General features: G+C 67.8%; 16 protein-coding genes. 13 read left to right on the top strand and 3 right to left on the bottom strand.

Going from position 1 to position 18,486, the window contains the following annotated elements; translation table 11 throughout:
* The first annotated feature begins 19 nt into the window (after nt 1-19).
* The 12 genes from BST38_RS17420 (at nt 20) to BST38_RS17475 (ending at nt 14,791) form a co-directional block, all read left to right on the top strand.
* Complete coding sequence (locus BST38_RS17420; RefSeq protein ID WP_083144616.1) at nt 20-871, top strand: SDR family NAD(P)-dependent oxidoreductase; 852 nt, start codon at nt 20-22, stop codon at nt 869-871.
* A 22-nt stretch (nt 872-893) separates the two neighbouring features.
* Nucleotides 894-2,309, top strand: a complete 1,416-nt coding sequence (locus BST38_RS17425) for an aromatic ring-hydroxylating oxygenase subunit alpha (RefSeq protein ID WP_083144617.1) — start codon at nt 894-896, stop codon at nt 2,307-2,309.
* Nucleotides 2,310-2,441: 132 nt separating this feature from the next.
* Nucleotides 2,442-4,235: a flavin-containing monooxygenase gene (locus tag BST38_RS17430; RefSeq protein WP_083144677.1), complete on the top strand. Its 1,794-nt coding sequence runs from the start codon at nt 2,442-2,444 to the stop codon at nt 4,233-4,235.
* An 82-nt stretch (nt 4,236-4,317) separates the two neighbouring features.
* The gene (locus BST38_RS17435; RefSeq protein WP_083144618.1) at nt 4,318-5,241 is read left to right on the top strand and encodes an SDR family NAD(P)-dependent oxidoreductase; all 924 of its coding nucleotides are present in this window, start codon (nt 4,318-4,320) and stop codon (nt 5,239-5,241) included.
* Nucleotides 5,234-6,400 (top strand): CaiB/BaiF CoA transferase family protein, encoded by a 1,167-nt coding sequence (locus BST38_RS17440; RefSeq protein ID WP_083144619.1) that lies wholly within the window; start codon nt 5,234-5,236, stop codon nt 6,398-6,400. The genes BST38_RS17435 and BST38_RS17440 overlap by 8 nt, the downstream gene beginning before the upstream one ends.
* Entirely contained in the window at nt 6,400-7,572 is a 1,173-nt protein-coding gene (locus BST38_RS17445; RefSeq protein ID WP_083144620.1) for an acyl-CoA dehydrogenase family protein, read from the top strand. The genes BST38_RS17440 and BST38_RS17445 overlap by 1 nt, the downstream gene beginning before the upstream one ends.
* Nucleotides 7,569-8,486, top strand: coding sequence for an acyl-CoA dehydrogenase family protein (locus BST38_RS17450; RefSeq protein WP_083144621.1), 918 nt, complete (start codon nt 7,569-7,571; stop codon nt 8,484-8,486). The genes BST38_RS17445 and BST38_RS17450 overlap by 4 nt, the downstream gene beginning before the upstream one ends.
* Entirely contained in the window at nt 8,483-9,667 is a 1,185-nt protein-coding gene (locus BST38_RS17455) for an acyl-CoA dehydrogenase family protein (RefSeq protein ID WP_083144623.1), read from the top strand. The genes BST38_RS17450 and BST38_RS17455 overlap by 4 nt, the downstream gene beginning before the upstream one ends.
* Nucleotides 9,664-10,659 carry an acyl-CoA dehydrogenase family protein gene (locus BST38_RS17460; protein ID WP_083144624.1) on the top strand — a complete coding sequence of 332 codons (996 nt, stop codon included), beginning with the start codon at nt 9,664-9,666 and terminating at the stop codon, nt 10,657-10,659. The genes BST38_RS17455 and BST38_RS17460 overlap by 4 nt, the downstream gene beginning before the upstream one ends.
* Before the next feature lie 11 nt (nt 10,660-10,670).
* Nucleotides 10,671-12,386, top strand: coding sequence for a thiamine pyrophosphate-binding protein (locus BST38_RS17465; RefSeq protein WP_083144626.1), 1,716 nt, complete (start codon nt 10,671-10,673; stop codon nt 12,384-12,386).
* A 27-nt stretch (nt 12,387-12,413) separates the two neighbouring features.
* On the top strand, nt 12,414-13,838 hold the full coding sequence (locus BST38_RS17470; RefSeq protein WP_083144627.1) for an aldehyde dehydrogenase family protein: 1,425 nt from the start codon (nt 12,414-12,416) through the stop codon (nt 13,836-13,838).
* A gap of 68 nt (nt 13,839-13,906) precedes the next feature.
* On the top strand, nt 13,907-14,791 hold the full coding sequence (locus tag BST38_RS17475; RefSeq protein WP_083144629.1) for an amidohydrolase family protein: 885 nt from the start codon (nt 13,907-13,909) through the stop codon (nt 14,789-14,791).
* A gap of 4 nt (nt 14,792-14,795) precedes the next feature.
* On the opposite strand, the gene BST38_RS29885 is transcribed toward BST38_RS17475, so the two are convergent.
* Complete coding sequence (locus BST38_RS29885) at nt 14,796-14,891, bottom strand: hypothetical protein (protein ID WP_420872552.1); 96 nt, start codon at nt 14,889-14,891, stop codon at nt 14,796-14,798.
* A gap of 216 nt (nt 14,892-15,107) precedes the next feature.
* On the opposite strand from BST38_RS29885, the gene BST38_RS17485 reads away from it, so the two are divergent.
* Nucleotides 15,108-16,343, top strand: a complete 1,236-nt coding sequence (locus tag BST38_RS17485; protein ID WP_083144630.1) for a KasA/KasB family beta-ketoacyl-ACP synthase — start codon at nt 15,108-15,110, stop codon at nt 16,341-16,343.
* Here BST38_RS17485 and BST38_RS17490 read toward each other — a convergent pair whose 3' ends face one another.
* Nucleotides 16,344-17,261, bottom strand: a complete 918-nt coding sequence (locus tag BST38_RS17490; RefSeq protein WP_083144631.1) for a cyclopropane mycolic acid synthase family methyltransferase — start codon at nt 17,259-17,261, stop codon at nt 16,344-16,346.
* Nucleotides 17,262-17,342: 81 nt separating this feature from the next.
* Nucleotides 17,343-18,275, bottom strand: coding sequence for a cyclopropane mycolic acid synthase family methyltransferase (locus tag BST38_RS17495; protein ID WP_083144632.1), 933 nt, complete (start codon nt 18,273-18,275; stop codon nt 17,343-17,345).
* Nucleotides 18,276-18,486 lie beyond the last annotated feature (211 nt).

The raw sequence follows: 18,486 nt of genomic DNA on the forward strand, positions 1-18,486 counted from the left end.
ATTTGTCCGGACCAGTGACGTGGCGGCCGGTATCTCGCTGAGTCTCGAAGGCCGCGTCGTGGTCGTCTCCGGCGCCGGTGGTGGCGGCATCGGGACCACCGTCACCCGGCTGGCGGCCGAGGCCGGGGCCACCGTGGTCGCGGTCAGCCGCTCGCAGGACAACCTCGACGAGCACGTCGCCCCGCTGGCGGGGGATGGCCTGTCCGTGGTGCCGGTGGCGGCCGACGCGTCCACCGACGACGGCATCGCCACTGTGCTGTCGGCGGTGCGCGACCTCGACGGCGACCTGTACGGGTTGGTCAACATCGCAGGCGGCGCGGCGCCGTCGACGTGGATGCCGGCCACCCGCGTCAACCGCGACGACTGGCGGGCGTTGTTCGCCGCCAACCTGGAGACGGCGTTCTTCATGAGCCAGGCCGTCGCGGCCGAGCTGCGAAGCCGGGGCCGCAAGGGGTCGATCGTGTCGGTCTCGTCGATCAGCGGCATGAACACCGCGCCGTTCCACATCGCCTACGGCACAGCCAAAGCCGCGATCGTCGCGATGACCCGCACGATGGCCGTCGAGCTCGCGCAGGCCGGCATCCGCGTCAACGCCGTCGCGCCCGGGGTCACCGAGACCGCCGCGTCACGCATGTACGTCGACGAGGACCCCGAGCGCGACCGCACCGCGATCGCGATGGGGCGCCGCGGCACTCCCGAGGAGCAGGCCGGCGCGATCCTGTTCATGCTCAGCGACCTGTCGAGCTACATCACCGGCCAGACACTGCTGGTCGACGGCGGCTTGAACCTGAAGTGGAGCCACCTCGGCGCGGACAACACGTCCCTGTTCCTCAAAGACGAGTCCTTCCGACAGGTAATCAGCCGGCATTGAGCCGTTACTGAAAGGAAGATCGATGACCCACACCGGATCCGACCTGGACGCTGCGATCGGCGTCGACGGCGTGCCCGACGACTCGACCGGCATCATCGCCGAGGACCTGTCCGAGCCGGTGACCATCCCGGTCGAGGCCTACACCTCCGAGGCCTACGCCCGTGCCGAACGGGACAGGTTGTGGCGCAAGGTGTGGCAGCAGGTCGGCCGGGTCGAGGAGCTACCCGAGGTCGGCAGCTACCTGACCTACGACATCCTCGACGACTCGATCATCGTGGTCCGGACCGGGCCGGATTCCTTCGCCGCGCACCACAACGTCTGCATGCACCGCGGCCGCCGACTCGTCGACACCCCCGAGGGGGCGAAGAACGCGACCGGCCGGGCCCGCAAGTCGTTCGTGTGCGGATTCCACGGCTGGACCTACGGCCTGGACGGAACCTGTACGCACATCCGCGAACAGGACGACTGGAAAGGCGTGCTCACCGAACGCAACACCCACCTGGCGCCGGTGCAGGTCGACACGTGGGGCGGCTGGCTGTTCGTGAACATGGACCCCGAGTGTGAACCGCTGGCGGACTACCTGTTCCCGGCCTCGAAGATCCTGGAACCGTTCGGCCTGGAGAACATGCGCTACAAGTGGCGCAAATGGCTGTACTTCGACTGCAACTGGAAGGTCGCGCTGGAGGCGTTCAACGAGACCTATCACGTGTTCACCACCCACCCCGAGTTCAACAAGTTCGGCGAATTCAAGGGGTGGGCGAAAGCCCAGGGCAAGCACAGCAACATCGGCTACGACGCGCCCAAGGACATGGAGGCGACCAAGTCCAAGATCCGGCTCGGCACCGGCGACGACCCGCGCGTCTCGACCGCCGAGATGCAGATGTACACCTGGGAACAGACCAACGCCACGACCACTGAGACGCTGGTGAACGCCGCCAAACGCCTGGTCGACGAACTGCCCGAGGGCACCCCGCCGGACAAGGTGCTCGAACACTGGCTGGCCTCGGCGCGCCGCGACGACGAGGCGCGCGGGGTGATCTGGCCGACGATCCCGCCGGACATCCTGGGCCAGAGCGGCACGGCGTGGCAGATCTTCCCGAACCTGCAGGTCGGGCAGGGGCTGACCACGGCCCTGTGCTACAGCGCGCGGCCCGACCCGGGCTACCACCCGGACAGGTGCATCTTCGAGGTCGCCACGCTCGAGCTGTTCCCGATAGGTCAAGAGCCGCAGACCGAGTGGGAGTACACACCGAAGGAGTCGCCGAACTGGCTGTCGGTGCTGCCGCAGGACTTCTCGAACATGGCCGCGGTCCAGCAGGGCATGAAGTCGGCCGGGTTCGCGGGCACGCTGCCCAACCCGTACCGCGAACGCAGCACGGTGAACCTGCACTACCAGCTGTCCAAGTACATGGGCACCGGAGAACCCCGAGCGTTGTAGAGCGATTTCGGCGTAGTTGGTCACGCTCACCTTGACCAACTGCACCGAAATCACGAGGAGGAGACCACATTGACGACCACCGAGACCTCGTGCGGACCCACTGACACCCCCGACGACGTCGACATCCCCGCCATGCGGGAGCGCTACGCCGCCGAACGCGCGAAGCGGTTGCGGCCCGACGGCGGGGACCAGTACCTCGAGCTCGAGGGGGAGTACGCCGAGTTCGCCGAGGTGGACCCGTACACGCCGCGCACCGAGCGCGACCCGGTGGTCGAGGACGCCGAGGTGGTGATCCTCGGTGGCGGGTTCGCCGGGCTGCTGGCCGGGGCCTACCTGAAAAAGGCCGGGGTGACCGGGATCCGGGTCATCGAGATGGCAGGCGACTTCGGCGGTGTCTGGTACTGGAACCGGTTCCCGGGCATCCAGTGCGACAACGACGCGTACTGCTACATCCCGTTGCTCGAGGAGCTCGGTTTCATGCCGAGCAAGAAATTCGCCGACGGTGCCGAGATCTTCGGCCACTGCCGCAACATCGGAAAGCACTTCGGGCTCTACGACGGAGCGTTGTTCTCGACACAGGTCCGCGAACTGTGGTGGGAGGACGGTACGCAGCGCTGGCGGATCGGCACCGACCGCGGCGACGACATCCGGGCCCGTTTCGTCGTGATGGCACAAGGTTCCTACAACCGGCCGAAGCTGCCCGGCATCCCCGGCATCAAGGAGTACCGGGACGCCGGCGGGCACGTGTTCCACTCCGCGCGCTGGGATTACGACTACACCGGTGGCGACGCCGACGGCGGTCTGCACAAGCTCGCCGACAAGCGGGTCGCGCTGGTCGGCACCGGCGCGACCGGGATCCAGCTGGTTCCGCACCTGGGCCGGGATGCCCAGCAGCTGTACGTGTTCCAGCGCACACCGTCCTCGGTGGATGCGCGCACCAACCCGCCCACCGACCCGCAGTGGGCGGCCTCCCTGCGGCCCGGCTGGCAGGAAGAGCGCAAGCGCAACTTCCACAACTGGTCGCCGTTCGTCGGCGTGGTGTTCGGTGAGCCGGACCTGGTGTGTGACTTCTGGACCGAACTGGGCCGCAACCTGACCGCGCGGATCGCCGCCCTGCCCGACCCCGCGGCCGCCACGATCGAACAGATCATGGAGTTCCGGGAGGAAGAGGACTACAAGATCATGGAGCGGCTGCGCCGCCGCGTCGCCGAGATCGTCGAGGATCCGGAGACCGCCGAGGCGCTCAAGCCCTACTACCGGTTCATGTGCAAACGCCCGACCTCCAGCGAGCACTACCTGGCAACCTTCAACCGCCCCAACGTGACACTGGTCGACGTCTCGGAATCCCAAGGGGTGGAGCGCCTCACCGACAAGGGGATCGTCGCCGACGGCGTCGAGTTCGAGGTCGACTGCGTGATCTTCGCCAGCGGTTTCGAGATCTCCACCGAGATCCGCCGCCGGTTCGCGATCGAATCCATCACCGGCCGCGACGGCCTGTCCCTGTTCGACCACTGGCGCGACGATTACAAGACCCTGCACGGGATGACCAGCCGCGGGTTCCCGAACCAGTTCTTCATGGGCTTCATCCAGGGCGGCGTGTCGGCGAACACCACCGCGATGTTCGAGCAGCAGGCCCAGCACATCGCCTACCTGATCGCCGAGGCGCAGAAGCGCGGCGCGACCGTCGTCGAGCCGACGCAGGAGGCGCAGGACAGCTGGGTACGCACCGTGCGTGAACTGTCGATCGACAACTCGGCGTTCGAATTGTCCTGCACCCCCGGCTACTACAACAACGAGGGGCGTGGCGGTGCGGTACGCAACGGCGCCTTCCTCGGCGACTTCTATTCGCCCGGCTTCTACGCGTTCGACGAGCTGATCGACGAGTGGCGCAAGAGGGGCGATCTCGACGGCCTGGAACTTTCGTGACCGGGCGCACTGACGTGACCCCACGGCGGAAATGGGCCGCCGAAACTGCCACTGCGTTACGCGATTGCGTGGGACCGAAGCCATGACCGACGAACGATTCGACGGCCGCGTCGCGGTCGTCACCGGCGCCGGACGGGGACTCGGCCGCGCGTATGCGCTGATGTTCGCCGCCGGCGGCGCCCGGGTGGTGGTCAACGACGTCGGCGGCAGCCTCACCGGGGAGGGCGCCGACGCGGGCCCCGCGCAGGCCGTCGCCGACGAGATCACCGCCGCGGGAGGCACCGCGGTCGCCAGCACCGCGTCGGTCACGACGGCCGAGGGCGGCGCGGCGATCATCGACACCGCCCGCGAACACTTCGGCGGCATCGACATTCTCGTGCACAACGCGGGCAACGTCAGGCGTGGATCACTACGCGAGATGAGCTACGACGACTTCGACGCGGTGGTCGATGTCCACCTGCGCGGTGCGTTCCATGTGGTGCGGCCGGCGTTCCCGCTGATGTGCGACAACGGCTACGGCCGCATCGTGCTGACGTCGTCGATCGGCGGGCTGTACGGCAACCACGACGTCGTCAACTACGCCGTCGCGAAGGCCGGCGTGATCGGGCTGTCCAACGTCGCCGCGCTCGAAGGCGCCGCCCACGGTGTGACGAGCAACGTCATCGTCCCGGCCGCGGTGACCCGGATGGCCGAGGGCATCGACACCTCGGCGTACCCGCCGATGGGGCCCGAGCTCGTCGCCCCCGCGGTCGGGTGGCTGGCGCACGAAACCTGTTCGGTGACAGGCGAGATCTTCATCGCGCTGGCGGGCCGGATCGCCAGGGCGCTGATCGCCGAGACACCGGGGGTGTATCAGCCGTCGTGGACGATCGGCGAGGTCGGCGGCCGCATCGGCGAGATCCGGGACTTCGGCGCGCCGGTGGTCTTCCCGGTGGTGCCCAGCGGGCACAACGACCACATCGGCTACAGCTTCGCGATGGCCGCGCGGGAGACCCTCCATGGCTGACACCGGACCGCTCGCGGGGATCCGCGTGGTCGACCTGACCGCGATGGTGATGGGTCCCTACTGCACGCAGATCATGGCCGACATGGGCGCCGACGTCGTCAAGATCGAACCGCCGGAAGGTGACAACACCCGCTACATCTCGGTCGGCCCCGCCGCGGGCATGAGCGGTGTGTTCGTCAACGTCAACCGCGGCAAGCGCAGCGTCGTGCTGGACCTGCGCAGCCCCGACGGCCGCGCCGCGATGCGCGAACTGGTGCGGCGCGCCGACGTGTTCATCCATTCGATGCGCGCGAAGGCGATCACCAGACTCGGGCTCGGATACGCCGATGTGTCGGCGCTGAACCCGTCGATCGTCTACACCAACTGCTACGGCTACGGCAGGCGCGGACCCGAACGCGACCGGCCCGCCTACGACGACACCATCCAGGCCGAGTGCGGACTTCCCGCGGTGCAGAAACAACTCACCGGCGAGGCCGACTACGTCGGCACCATCATGGCGGACAAGGTCGCCGGGCTCACGGCGCTCTACGCCACGATGATGGCGTTGTTTCATCGGGAGCGGACCGGGGAAGGTCAAGAGGTAGAGGTCGCGATGTTCGAGACGATGGCCTCCTTCATGCTGGTCGAACATGCCAACGGCGCCATGTTCGACCCCCCGCTCGGCCCCGCCGTGTATCCGCGCACCGTCGCGCCGAACCGCCGGCCGTACCGCACCAAGGACGGCTACATCGCCGCGCTGATCTACAACGACAAGCACTGGAACGCGTTCGTCGCGGCCGTGCAGCCGGCATGGGCGTCCGCTACCTACGCGACGCTGGAAGCGCGCGCCCACCAGATCGACACGGTGTACGGCCTGGTCGCGCAGACGCTGGCCGAACGCACCACCGCGGAATGGCTGGACCTGTTCCGCGAGTTGGAGATTCCCGCCGCGCCGCTGAACACACCGGACGCGCTGTTCGACGATCCGCATCTGAACGCGGTCGGATTGTTCGAGACCGTCGACACCCCACACGGACCGGTGCGCTTTCCCGGTGTGCCGACCTGGTTTTCGCGCACGCCGGGCAAGGTCCGCGGCCCCGCTCCGGAACTGGGCGCCGACACCGGCGCCGTGCTGGCCGAACTCGGCCTCGCTCTGGGCGAAGAGGAGCAGGTGAGCTGATGGACTTCGACATGGGTAAGCGCGCGGGCGACCTGCGACGCGAGTTGCGTGCGCTGGTCGACGAGCATGTCCCCGAACACTTTCTGGGCGCGTTCACCGACGACCCCGCCGATCTGGAGACCGCGCAACAGTTTTGCCGCACACTGGCCGAACGCAACCTGCTGTGCATGGCATGGCCGGAGGAGTTCGGCGGCGGCGGTGCGTCGGTGTGGGAGCAGACCGTGGTGCGCGAGGAGATGTGGGCCCACCACGAGCCGCGCGGCGCGCAGTACATGGGCGTGAACTGGGTCGGGCCGATCATCATGCGGCACGGCACCGAGGAACAGCAGCGCAGACATCTGCCGCTGATCGCGGCGGGCGAGGTGATCTGGTGTCAGGGCTTCTCCGAACCCGAGGCGGGATCGGATCTGGCGTCGCTGCGGACGTATGCGCGCCCCGACGGCGACGGCTGGCTGGTCAGCGGGCAGAAGATCTGGACGTCGTACGCCACGATGGCGCAGTGGTGCTTCCTGCTGGCCAGGACATCCAGGGTGGGAGAGGGCGCGACCCAGAAGAAGCAACAAGGCCTGACCATCTTCCTTGTGCCGATGGATGATCCGGCGATCACCGTGCGACCCATCGGCACCATGTTGGGGCCGCACCATCTCAACGAGGTGTTCTTCGACGATCTGCGCGTCACCGAGGCCGACGTGCTCGGCACCGTGGACCAGGGCTGGTCGATCGTGCAGGACGTGATGTCCTTCGAGCGGGTCGGCATCGCGAGGTACGCGAGGTGTGAACGGCTGTTGGCCGCGGCGCCGGGCGTGCTGGGGCAGCGGTGGGAGTCACTGCCCGGCGAGCTGCGAGGACGCTGGATCCGGATGCTGACGCACTGCCGCCGCGCCCGGCTGCTCGCCTACCGGGTGGTGGAGTTGCAGAGCAGTGGGCGCATCGCCCCCGGTGATGCGGCGGCGTACCGTATCGCGGTCACCAAACTCGATCAGGACAGCGCCGAGGTGCTGTCCGACATCGCCGCCGAGGTCCGCCACGACGACCACCGCGCCGCATGGTTCCTCGGCGAGGTCGAGGACCACTGGCGCTACTCCCAAGCCTCCACGGTGTCGTCGGGAAGCATTGAGATGCAACGAATTCTGCTGTCCCGCGCGATGCTGTCCGCGGGGGCGAACCGATGATCCTCGATCTCAGCGACGACGCCCTCGAGTACGGTAGACAGGCGCAACACGCGTTCGAGTCCGCCGGCGGCGACCGGCTCGTCGAGCAGGCCGAAGCCGATCCCGCGTCCCGCGAGGCGCTGGTCGGCCCGGTGCTCGACGGTCTCGGCGCCTGGGACCTGGACCCGCGCGACGACGCCGACACCCTGGAAGCCGCGGCTGCGCTGTGCCGCAGCGCGGGATACTGGGCGCTGCCGTACCCGCTGGCCGATCGCCTCGCCCGACCAGGTGACCTGGACGCCGACGGACTCGTCGTGGTGGGCGGACCCAGGCCCGCCGCACCGCTGGCCGGGATCGAGCTGCGCTGGGCCGCCGTCGATCTCGACGGGCACCGCGCCATGGTCACCGGACGCGGACCCACCGGACCAGGGTTCGTCACCGAACTGGAGCTCACACCCGCCGGGGACGGGCCGGCCCGCGACGTCGCGCTGGCCCTGGTACTTCCGTGCTGGACGCTGCTGGGCATGCTGGACCGCGCGATCGCGCTGACCGTCTCGCACGTGAGCCTGCGCAAACAGTTCGGTCAGACCCTGTCGTCGTTCCAGGGCGTCCAGTTCCAGCTCACCGACGCCGAAGTCGAGCGCAGCGGGGTCGACATCCTCGCCAAACACGCACTGTGGAGTATCGCGACCGACCAACCGCACACCGTCGACGACGCACTGGCCTTGCGGCTGGCCGCGATCGAAGCCGCCGACGTCGTCTTCCGGGTCTGTCACCAACTGCACGGCGCGGCCGGCTTCTGCGACGAGACGACGCTGTCGTGGCTGTCGCGCTACAGCCAGCCGCTGCGCCGGCTGCCGTTCGGATTATCCTCCACGCGTGAGCATCTCACCCGGAGCGCCGGGCGGCGCGGGCTGTCGGGGTTGTTCGCATGAGTGACCTGGAGGAGTTTCGCGCCGAGGTCCGCGCCTGGTGCCGCGAGCACGTCCCGCCAGACTGGCGCGCGTCGCAGACCGGTGTCGGCGACGAGGAGTTCGTCCGGTTCCAGAAGGCGTGGTTCACCGAGTTGCACAGCGCCGGGTATGCGGTGCCGCACTGGCCCGCCGAATGGGGCGGGGGTCTGCCGGTCGACAAACAGGTGGTGCTCTACCAGGAGCTCGCCGCCCACGACGCGCCGCGGCTGGTGCTCGCGTTCGTCGGGATCCACCACGCCGCCTCCACGTTGCTCGTCGCAGGCACCGACGAACAACGCAGACGCCACCTGCCCGCGATCCTCGACGGCGAGATCTGGGTGCAGGGCTTTTCCGAACCCGAGGCCGGATCGGACCTCGCGGCGCTGCGCACCACCGCCCGCCGGGTCGGCGACGACGGCGATCGACATTACGTCGTCAGCGGGCAGAAGTTGTGGGCCAGCGGCGGGATGCACGCCGACTGGTGCCTGCTGCTGGCGCGCACCGATCCGGACGCTCCCAAACGCCCAGGCTCTCGCAAAAGTGCAGGGATCTCGTACTTTCTGCTGGACATGACCACCCCGGGTGTCGAGGTCCGGCCGATCCGCAACGCGATGGGCGACTCACACTTCTGCGAGATCTTCCTCGACGACGTGCACATCCCGGCCGGCAACCTGATCGGGGCCGAGAACGCCGGATGGCAGGTCGCGCAGGCCACCCTCGGCGCCGAGCGCGGGATGACCATGCTCGAGCTCGCCGAACGCCTCGGTAACGCCGGGTTCCGCTGGCTGGTCGACTCCGCACCGCTCGACGACCCGATCGTCGCCGACCGGCTCGCCGCGTTCGAGACCGAACTGACCGCGCTGCGCGGCATGTGCAGGCGCATCGTCGAACATGGCGCATCGGGTCCGGCCGACGCATCCGTGGTGAAGCTCTACTACAGCGAACTGCTGCAGCGGCTCACCGATTGCGGCGCCGAGATCGGGGGGCTGCCCGCCCACACCGTGCTGACCAAGCCGATGTCGAGTGGCTGGGAATCCGGTTCCTGGGTACTGGATTTCATCGGCTCCTGGGAGTGGACCATCCCCGGCGGCGCCAGCGAGATCCAGCGCACGATCATCGCCGAACGCGGGCTCGGGCTGCCGCGAGAGCCGAGTGTGGCATGACGGGATTCGCCGAGTTCCACGACGAGCTGCGCACCGTCGCCGCGGACATGCTGGCCAAGGACAGCCACCCGGACTGGGCGGTGCTGGCCGGCGCCGGATGGACCGGGCTGGAGGTGCCGGAGCCGCTCGGCGGGGCGGGCGCGACGTTCGCCGAGTCCGCGGTCCTGCTCGACCAGATCGCGCGTGCCGCGGCCACGACCGGTTACCTCGGCGGCGCGGTGCTCACCTGTGGTGTGCTGAACATGCTGGTGCCGAGCGACTTCCGGGACCAGCTGCTGGCCGCGGTCGGCTCCGGTCAGAACCGGCTGGCCGTCGTCACGGGAGACTTCGCGCTGTCGAACGGGCGGTTGAGCGGCCGTGCCGGATTCGTGCCCGACGCGGTCGGTTGCGACCGGCTGCTCGTGGTCGCCGGCGCCGAGGTCGCCGTCGTCGCCGCGACCGAGCTGGACATCGCGGCCCAACCCGTCGTCGACGAGACCCGCCGGCTCGCGACGGTCACCGCCGAGTCGGCGCGCGTCGAGGAGAGCGCTGTGTTTGGCGGTGATCCCGACAAGGCGGTGGACGCACTTCGGCACCGGGCCGAGGTCGCGATCGCGTGCGACAGCCTGGGTATCGCCGAGCAGATGCTCACCGCGACAGTCGATTACGTCAAGGTGCGGCACCAGTTCGGCAGGCCCATCGGATCGTTTCAGGCGGTCAAGCACGCGTGCGCCGACATGCTCGTCGCGATCGAGGTGTCACGGCGGCTCGTCGCCGACGCCGTGGCCGCGGTGAGCGAGGGCGCCGACGCCGCGGTGCCCGCCGCGATGGCGAAGTCGCACGTCTGCTCGGTCGCCGTCGACGTCGCCGGCAAGGCCATGCAGCTGCACGGCGGCATCGGCTACACGTGGGAGAGCGGAATCCACACCTACCTCAAACGCGCCACGCTGAACCGGTCGCTGTTCGGTTCACCTGCCGCCCAACGCAAAAGACTCTCGCAGCGCTACCACTAGAAGGAGAACTCATGGGTGTTCCCGTGTACAAACGCATTCTGGACCTGTTCGAGGCCGAGGGCGTCAAGACGCTGTTCGGTATCCCCGACCCCAATTTCGTGCACATGTTCACCGAGGCCGACGCCCGCGGCTGGTCCGTCGTCGCACCGCACCACGAGCTGTCGGCCGGGTTCATGGCCGAGGCGGCGTCGCGGATGACCGGTGCGCCGGGACTGTGCATCGGGACGCTCGGGCCGGGCATGGCCAACATCGCCGGGGCGATCCAGTGCGCGCTGGTCGAGAACTCGCCGGTGATCTTCCTCGGCGGCCAGCGCGCCCGCATCACCGAACGCCGGGTGCGGCGCGGCCGCATCCAGTTCGTACAGCAGGAGGACCTGTTCAAGAACTCGGTGAAGTTCAGCAGCTCGATCGAATACGCCGACCAGACCGACGAGATCATCCGCGAGGCCATCCGCCGGTCCATGTCCGGCACCCCGGGGCCCAGCTACATCGAGTTCCCGTCGCACGTGATCCTCGAAGAACTCGACGTCGCCGACCCGCTGGCACCCGAGCGCTACCGCCTCGTCAACCAGGGCGCCGGTGAGCGCGAGATCGCCGAGGCGGTTCGGCTGATCAAGGCCGCGGAGAACCCGGTGCTGTTGGTGGGCCACGGCGTTCACACCTCGCGCACCCAGGAGCCGGTTCGCGAGCTCGCCGAGCTGATGGCGTGCCCGGTGATCCAGACCTCGGGTGGCACCTCGTTCATCCCCGGCCTGCAGGACCGCACCTTCCCGTATCTGTTCTCACCGGCCGCCAACGAGGCCGTCGAGAAGTCCGACCTGTGCCTCGCGCTGGGCACCGAACTCGGCGAGCCGATGCACTACGGCCGCACCCAGCACTGGGCCGGCAACGACGCGAACCGCAAATGGATTCTCGTGGAACAGGATCCGACCGCGATCGGGGTGAATCGGCCGATCGACGTTCCGCTGGTCGGCGATCTGCGCGGCGTGGTGCCCCAGCTGGTCGACGCGCTGCGCGACAGCCCCCGGCGCCCGTCGCCGGACCTGGACGCACTGATCAAGGCCGATGCCGCCGAGCTGGCTCGGGTGGCCGAGGAGGCGCCGAGCGGGCGCGCGCCGATCCACCCGGCGCGCTACGTTGTCGAGGCGACCAAGGCGTTCGACGAGCACTTCACCGACGGCATCCTGGTCCGCGACGGCGGTGCCACGGTGATCTTCCAGTGGACCTACTCGCAGACCAAGCCGCGCGACGTGATCTGGAACCAGAACTTCGGCCACCTCGGCACCGGTCTGCCGTACGCCGTCGGAGCCTCGGTCGCCGAGGGCCGCACGAGGCCGGTGATGCTGCTGACCAGCGATTCGGCGTTCCTGTTCCACATCGCCGAACTGGAGACCGCGGTGCGGGAGAACCTGCCGCTGGTCTGCGTCGTCGGCGTCGACCACCAGTGGGGTCTGGAGGTCGGGGTCTACAAGCGCACCTTCGAGCAGCCGTCACCGCAGCCCGGTGTCCACTGGAGCAAGGACGTCCGGCTCGACAAGGTCGCGGAGGGCTTCGGCTGCCACGGCGAGTACGTCGAGAAGGACGACGAGATCGGCCCGGCCATCCAGCGGGCGTTGGCCAGCGGCAAGACCGCGGTCGTGCACGTCTGCATCGACCCGAAGGCGAACTCCGAGGAAATGCCGAAGTACGACCGATTCCGGACCTGGTATGCAGAAGGCACCCAGTAGGCCAGTGAACTAGGGAAGAGTAAAGCCATGCGTGAATATCTGAAGCACTACATCGACGGTCAGTGGGTCGACCCGATCCGGCCCAACGCCCTCGAGGTCGACAACCCGGCCACCGAGCAGGTCTCGGGCAAGATCGCGCTCGGCTCCTCGGCCGACGTCGATCTGGCCGTGACCGCGGCGCGGCGGGCGTTCGGCACCTGGGCGCAGACCTCCCGTGAGGAGCGCCTCGATCTGCTCGGCGCGATCATGGGGGAGTACCAGAAGCGCGCCGCCGAACTGGCCGACGCCGTCAACGAGGAGATGGGCGCGCCGCCGTCGCTGGCGTCCGGGCCGCAGGTCAATCTCGGCATCGGCCACCTGGCCACCGCGATCGACGCGCTGAAGAACTTCGCGTTCGAGGAGCAGCACGGCAGCACGCTGGTGGTCAAGGAGCCGATCGGGGTGTGCGGGCTGATCACCCCGTGGAACTGGCCGATCAACCAGATCGCGTGCAAGGTGTTCCCGGCGCTGGCGACCGGCAACACCATGGTGCTCAAGCCCTCGGAGGTGGCGCCGTACTCGGCGCAGATCTTCACCGAGATCCTCGACACCGCAGGCGTTCCCGCCGGGGTGTACAACCTCGTCTACGGTGACGGCCCCGGGGTGGGCGCCGCGATCTCCAGCCATCCCGATATCGACATGGTGTCGTTCACCGGGTCCACCCGCGCAGGCATCGAGGTGGCCCGCAACGCCGCCCCGACCGTCAAGCGCGTCACCCAGGAACTCGGCGGCAAGAGCCCGAACATCGTGCTCGACGACGACGACTTCGCCAAGAGCGTGGCCGCGGGCACGTCGGTGATGATGGTCAACAGCGGCCAGAGCTGCAACGCGCCGTCGCGCATGCTGGTGCCGAACTCCCGGATGGACGAGGCGATCGCGGTCGCCCGCGACACCGCCGCCGCGGTCAAGGTCGGCGACCCCGGCGACAAGACCGCGATCGGACCCGTCGCGTCGCGGGCGCAGTTCGAGAAGATCCAGGGCCTGATCCAGAAGGGCATCGACGAGGGCGCCACGCTCGTCATCGGTGGCCCCGGCCGGCCCGACGGCATCGACAAGGGCTACTACGTCAAGCCGACGGTGTTCGCCAACGTCACCAACGACATGACGATCGCGCGCGAGGAGATCTTCGGCCCGGTGCTGTGCATCCTCGGCTACGACGACCTGGACCAGGCCGTCGAGATCGGCAACGACACCGAATACGGTCTGGCCGGCTATGTTTCGGGTGCCGACCTGGAGCAGGCCCGCGCGGTCGCCCGCCGCATCCGTGCCGGATCGGTGGCGATCAATCACGGCTTCGACATGGCCGCGCCGTTCGGCGGCTACAAGCGCAGCGGTAACGGCCGCGAGTGGGGCCCGTTCGCGTTCGACGAGTTCCTCGAGGTCAAGGCCGCGCTGGGCTACGCCCCGGCATGATCTCGTGATTTCGGCGTAGTTGGTCACGTCAGCGTTGACCAACTACACCGAAATCGCAGGGGAAGACCATGTACGAGTACGGAATCGATTTCGACGCCGTCGAGGCTGTCGACTTCCACACCCACGTGGAGGTCGACAGCCACGGCCACCACGCCTACGACGACGTGCTCGTCGAGGCGACCGCCAAGTACTTCAAGATGACCGACGGCCCGGCCGCCACCGTCGATGTCCTCGCCGACCTGTACCGCCGCCACAACAGCGCCGCGGTGGTGTTCACCATCGATGCCCGGCACGGGATGCGGCACACGCCGAACTCGATCGAGGATCTGGTCGCCGGCGCCGCCCGCAACAACGACGTGCTGATCCCGTTCGGCAGTGTCGACCCGTGGCAGGGCCGCCGCGCTGTGCACCGGGTCCACGAGCTCGTACGCGACTACGGCGTCAAGGGTTTCAAGTTCCACCCGAGCATGCAGGCGTTCGAGCCGAACGACCGGGCGTACTACCCGATCTACCATGCGATCGCCGAAGCCGGGGTGCCCGCGCTCTTCCACACCGGCCAGACGGGGATGGGGGCCGGGCTACCGGGCGGGCGCGGCATCAAGCTGCGCTACAGCGATCCGATGCTGCTCGACGACGTCGCCGCCGACTTCCCGGAATTGACGATCGTGATGGCGCATCCGGCGGTGCCGTGGGTGGATTCCCAGATCGCCATCGCGGGCCACAAAGCGAACGTTTTCATCGATCTTTCCGGCTGGAGCCCGAAGTATTTCCCGCCGCAACTTGTGCATGCGATCGGCAGGCAGTTGCGGGACAAGGTGTTGTTCGGGACCGATTTCCCGTATATCCAGATCGAACGGTGGCGGCGCGACTTCGACACGCTCGACGTCGATCCGGCCGTCCTTCCGCTGGTCTACAAGCAGAACGCCCTGCGCGTGCTCGGTCTGGCGTCCTAGCAGCTCAGGCCTTCCTCAGCGCCGACGGCTCGGGCACGGCGTCGTGGCCGCTCCGGTCGCTGCGCACCCGGTACCGCGGGATGTTCTCGGAGGCCCGCACGGTCCGCCCACCGCCTCGGTGCCGGCGGTGATCTCCTCCCCGACGGTGCCTTCGACGGTGCGGCGTGACTTTGCCAGGTGAGCTTGTCGCCGTCCGCGAAATTTTCGTCGCTCACAACGATGTTGATTCCCGGTAGCGGGAGCGGCTACTCGTGGAGTAGATGTGTAGAACGAGGGTGAATATGGTGGTCGTTACTCGGGAATTGCGAGGGGGACCATGACGAAATTTCCGAATGTGGTGGTGACCGGCGCGGCCATGACCACGGCACTGGGCACTGACGCCGAGTCGACGTGGCAGGCCCTGCTGGAGGGGCGCAGCGGTATCCGGCTGCTGCAGGACTCGTTCGTCGAGGAGTTCGACCTGCCGGTTCGCATCGGCGGGCACCTGTTGGAGACATTCGACGAGAAGCTGAGCCCGGAAGAGAACTACAACCTGTCGTACGTGCAGCGGATGGCTGTCGTCCTCAGTCGCAGGGTGTGGGAGAACGCCGGGTCACCCGACGTCGACCCGAACCGGTTGGCGGTGTCGATCGGCACCGGAATGGGCGGTATCGAGGAGCTCGCGTTCGCCTACGACCATCTGCGCGAAGGCCGCCTCGACGAGGTCAACCCGATGGCGGTGCAGCAGTACGCGCCCAGCGGCCCGTCGGCGGCGGTCGCCGTCGAACGGCATGCCCGGGCGGGCGTGCTGGCCCCGGTCTCGGCGTGCGCGTCGGGCTCCGAGGGCATCGCGCAGGCCTGGCGGCAGATCATCTTCGGTGACGCCGACGTCGCGATCTGCGGCGGCGTGGAAGCCCGCATCGAGGCCGTGCCGATCGCCGGCTTCGCGCAGATGCGCATCGTGATGTCGACGAACAACGACGACCCCGAGGGTGCGTGCCGCCCGTTCGACAAGGACCGCGACGGGTTCGTGTTCGGCGAGGGCGGCGCGCTGCTGGTCATCGAGACCGAGGAGCACGCCAAAGCCCGCGGCGCGAAGATCCTGGGCCGTCTGATGGGCGCCAGCATCACCTCCGACGGCTTCCACATGGTCGCCCCCGACCCGAACGGTGAACGTGCCGGCTACGCGATGTCCCATGCGGTCGAGCTGGCCGGGTTGACCTCCAGCGACATCGACCACGTCAACGCGCACGCCACCGGCACCACCGTCGGCGATGTGGCCGAAAGCATCGCGATCAACAAGGCGCTGGGCGGGCACAAACCGGCCGTGTACGCGCCCAAGGGCGCGCTCGGCCACTCGGTGGGCGCGGTCGGTGCGGTCGAGTCGATCCTGACGTTGCTGGCGCTGCGCGACGGCGTCATCCCGGCGACGCGCAACTTGCGCAACCTCGACCCGGAGATCGACCTCGATGTCGTCAGCGGTGAGCCCCGGCGCGGGCACTACGAGTACGCGATCAACAACTCATTCGGCTTCGGCGGGCACAACGTGTCGCTGGTGTTCGGGCGCGCGTGATCACGCCTTGACGAGCGTGAACTGACCCAGCTCGCTGATCCCACGCTGGAAGAAGTCGCTGCAACCGGTCAGGTACTTCATGTACCGCTGGTAGACCTCTTCGGAGGTGGCGGCGACGGCCTCGTCATGGTGGGCTTCGAGCGCCTCGGCCCACGTGTCGAGCGTGCGCGCGTAGTCCTTGTTCAGGAATTGCGTCTGCTCCAGCGTGAATCCGGCCTCGGCGGACAGTTCGACGATGTTCTCCTCGCCGGGCACCGAACCGCCCGGGAAGATCTCCTTGGCGATGAACCGCATGAACTTCAGGTCCGACATCACGATCGGGATGCCCAGTTCGGGCCACTTCTTCAGCGGGTGGCCGAGGATGGCCTGCAGCAGGAAGCGCCCGCCGGTGGGCAGCACGCTGCTGCACATCTTGAAGAACGGCGCGTAGCGCTCCTGCGGGAACGCCTCGATCGCCTCGATGCTGATGATGCGGTCGACCGGTTCGTCGAACTGCTCCCAGCCGCGCAGCATGATCCGGCGCGACCGCTCGGTGTCCATACCGTCGAGCAACTCCTGGGCGAACTTGCACTGGTTGCGGCTTAACGTCAGCCCGATGACGTTGACGTCGTACTTCTCGATGGCGCGGCGCAGCACCGAACCCCACCCACAGCCGATGTCGAGCAACGTCATCCCCGGTTCGAGGTTCAGTTTGCCCAGCGCCAGGTCGATCTTGGCGACCTGCGCCTCGGCGAGTGTCATGTCGTCGCGCTCGTAATAGGCGCAGCTGTAGGTGCGGGACGGATCCTGGAAGAGGCCGAAGAACTCGTCGGAGAGGTCGTAATGCGCCTGTACTTCCTCGAAGTGAGGCGTCATGTCATCGGCCGCGGGCGGCGTCGTGTCGTGCCCCGAGGGCGGCTCCGCCGTTCTCCTGGTCATTCCCGACCGTCCTCCATCTCGTTCGCCGCTACGCCACCGATTCAGGTAACGCGTGTGGCCAAATTACTACACCGCTTCCGGTCACTTTTTCTCCAGCGTGAATTGCACGACGTCGGTGTAGCCCTCGCGGAACAGGTCCGCGCAACCGGTCAGGTACTTGTAGAACCGTTCGTAGATCTCCTCGGAGGTGATCGCGACGGCCTCGTCCTTCTTGTCCTTGAGGTTCGCGGCCCAGGTGTCGAGGGTTTTGACGTAGTGCGGCTGAAGGTGCTGCTCCAGGGTGACGGTGTAGCCGTTGCGCTTGGCGGCGTCGGTCACCTGAGCGGCCAGCGGTAGGCGGCCACCGGGATAGATCTCGTCCATGATGAATTTGATGAAGCGCACCTTCGACATGGTCAGCGGCAGCTTCTTGGCTTTGATCTCGTCATCGCTCGGAATGATGATCGTGTGCAGCATCTGCACGCCGTCGTCGGGCAGCCAGCTGTAGGTGTTCTTCATGTAGTCGTCGTACTTGTTGAAGCCGAAGTGCTCGAACGCGCCGATCGACACGATCCGGTCGACCTTGCCCTCGAACTCTTCCCACGGCTGCAGCCGGACCTCCATGCTGCGGGTGGTGTCGATGTTCGGGAACCGGTTGGTCTCGATGTGCTGCTTCTGGTTCTCCGACAGCGTCAGGCCGATGACGTTCACGTCGTACTTCTCGACGGCGCGCTGGATGGTCGAGCCCCAGCCGCACCCGATGTCGAGCAGCGTCATCCCCGGCTCGAGGCCGAGTTTGCCCAGGGAGAGATCGACTTTCGCGAGCTGTGCCTGCTCGAGCGTGTAGTCGTCCTTCTCGAAGTACGCGCAGCTGTAGGTCTGCGACGGGTCCTGCCAGAGCTTGAAGAAGTCGTTGGAGATGTCGTAGTGGAACTGGACTTCCTTCTTGTCCGATCCGCGCGTCTCGGCGGCGGACTTCGCGAGCCACGCCGACTGGGCGGTGGCGTCGGGCTGTTCGGTGGAAGTGTTCGGCATGCGGCCCCATCCTGTGTGCAGTCAGATCTCACGATCATGTGCGGCTCGGCTGTTGGCTCAACTCGGCCTTCGTCCGCTTCCAGGTGCGCACCCGATCCGCACGCACACACGGCGGTTGGGCCGACCATACCTGCCGGACCAGTGGCGGTCGAGTGGGCTCGCGACCGGCGCCACGGGATCTTTCGCCGATACCGCGGCGCGCGCAGACCGC

This window comes from Mycolicibacterium parafortuitum (assembly GCF_002086815.1).
Taxonomy (GTDB): Bacteria; Actinomycetota; Actinomycetes; order Mycobacteriales; family Mycobacteriaceae; genus Mycobacterium; species Mycobacterium parafortuitum.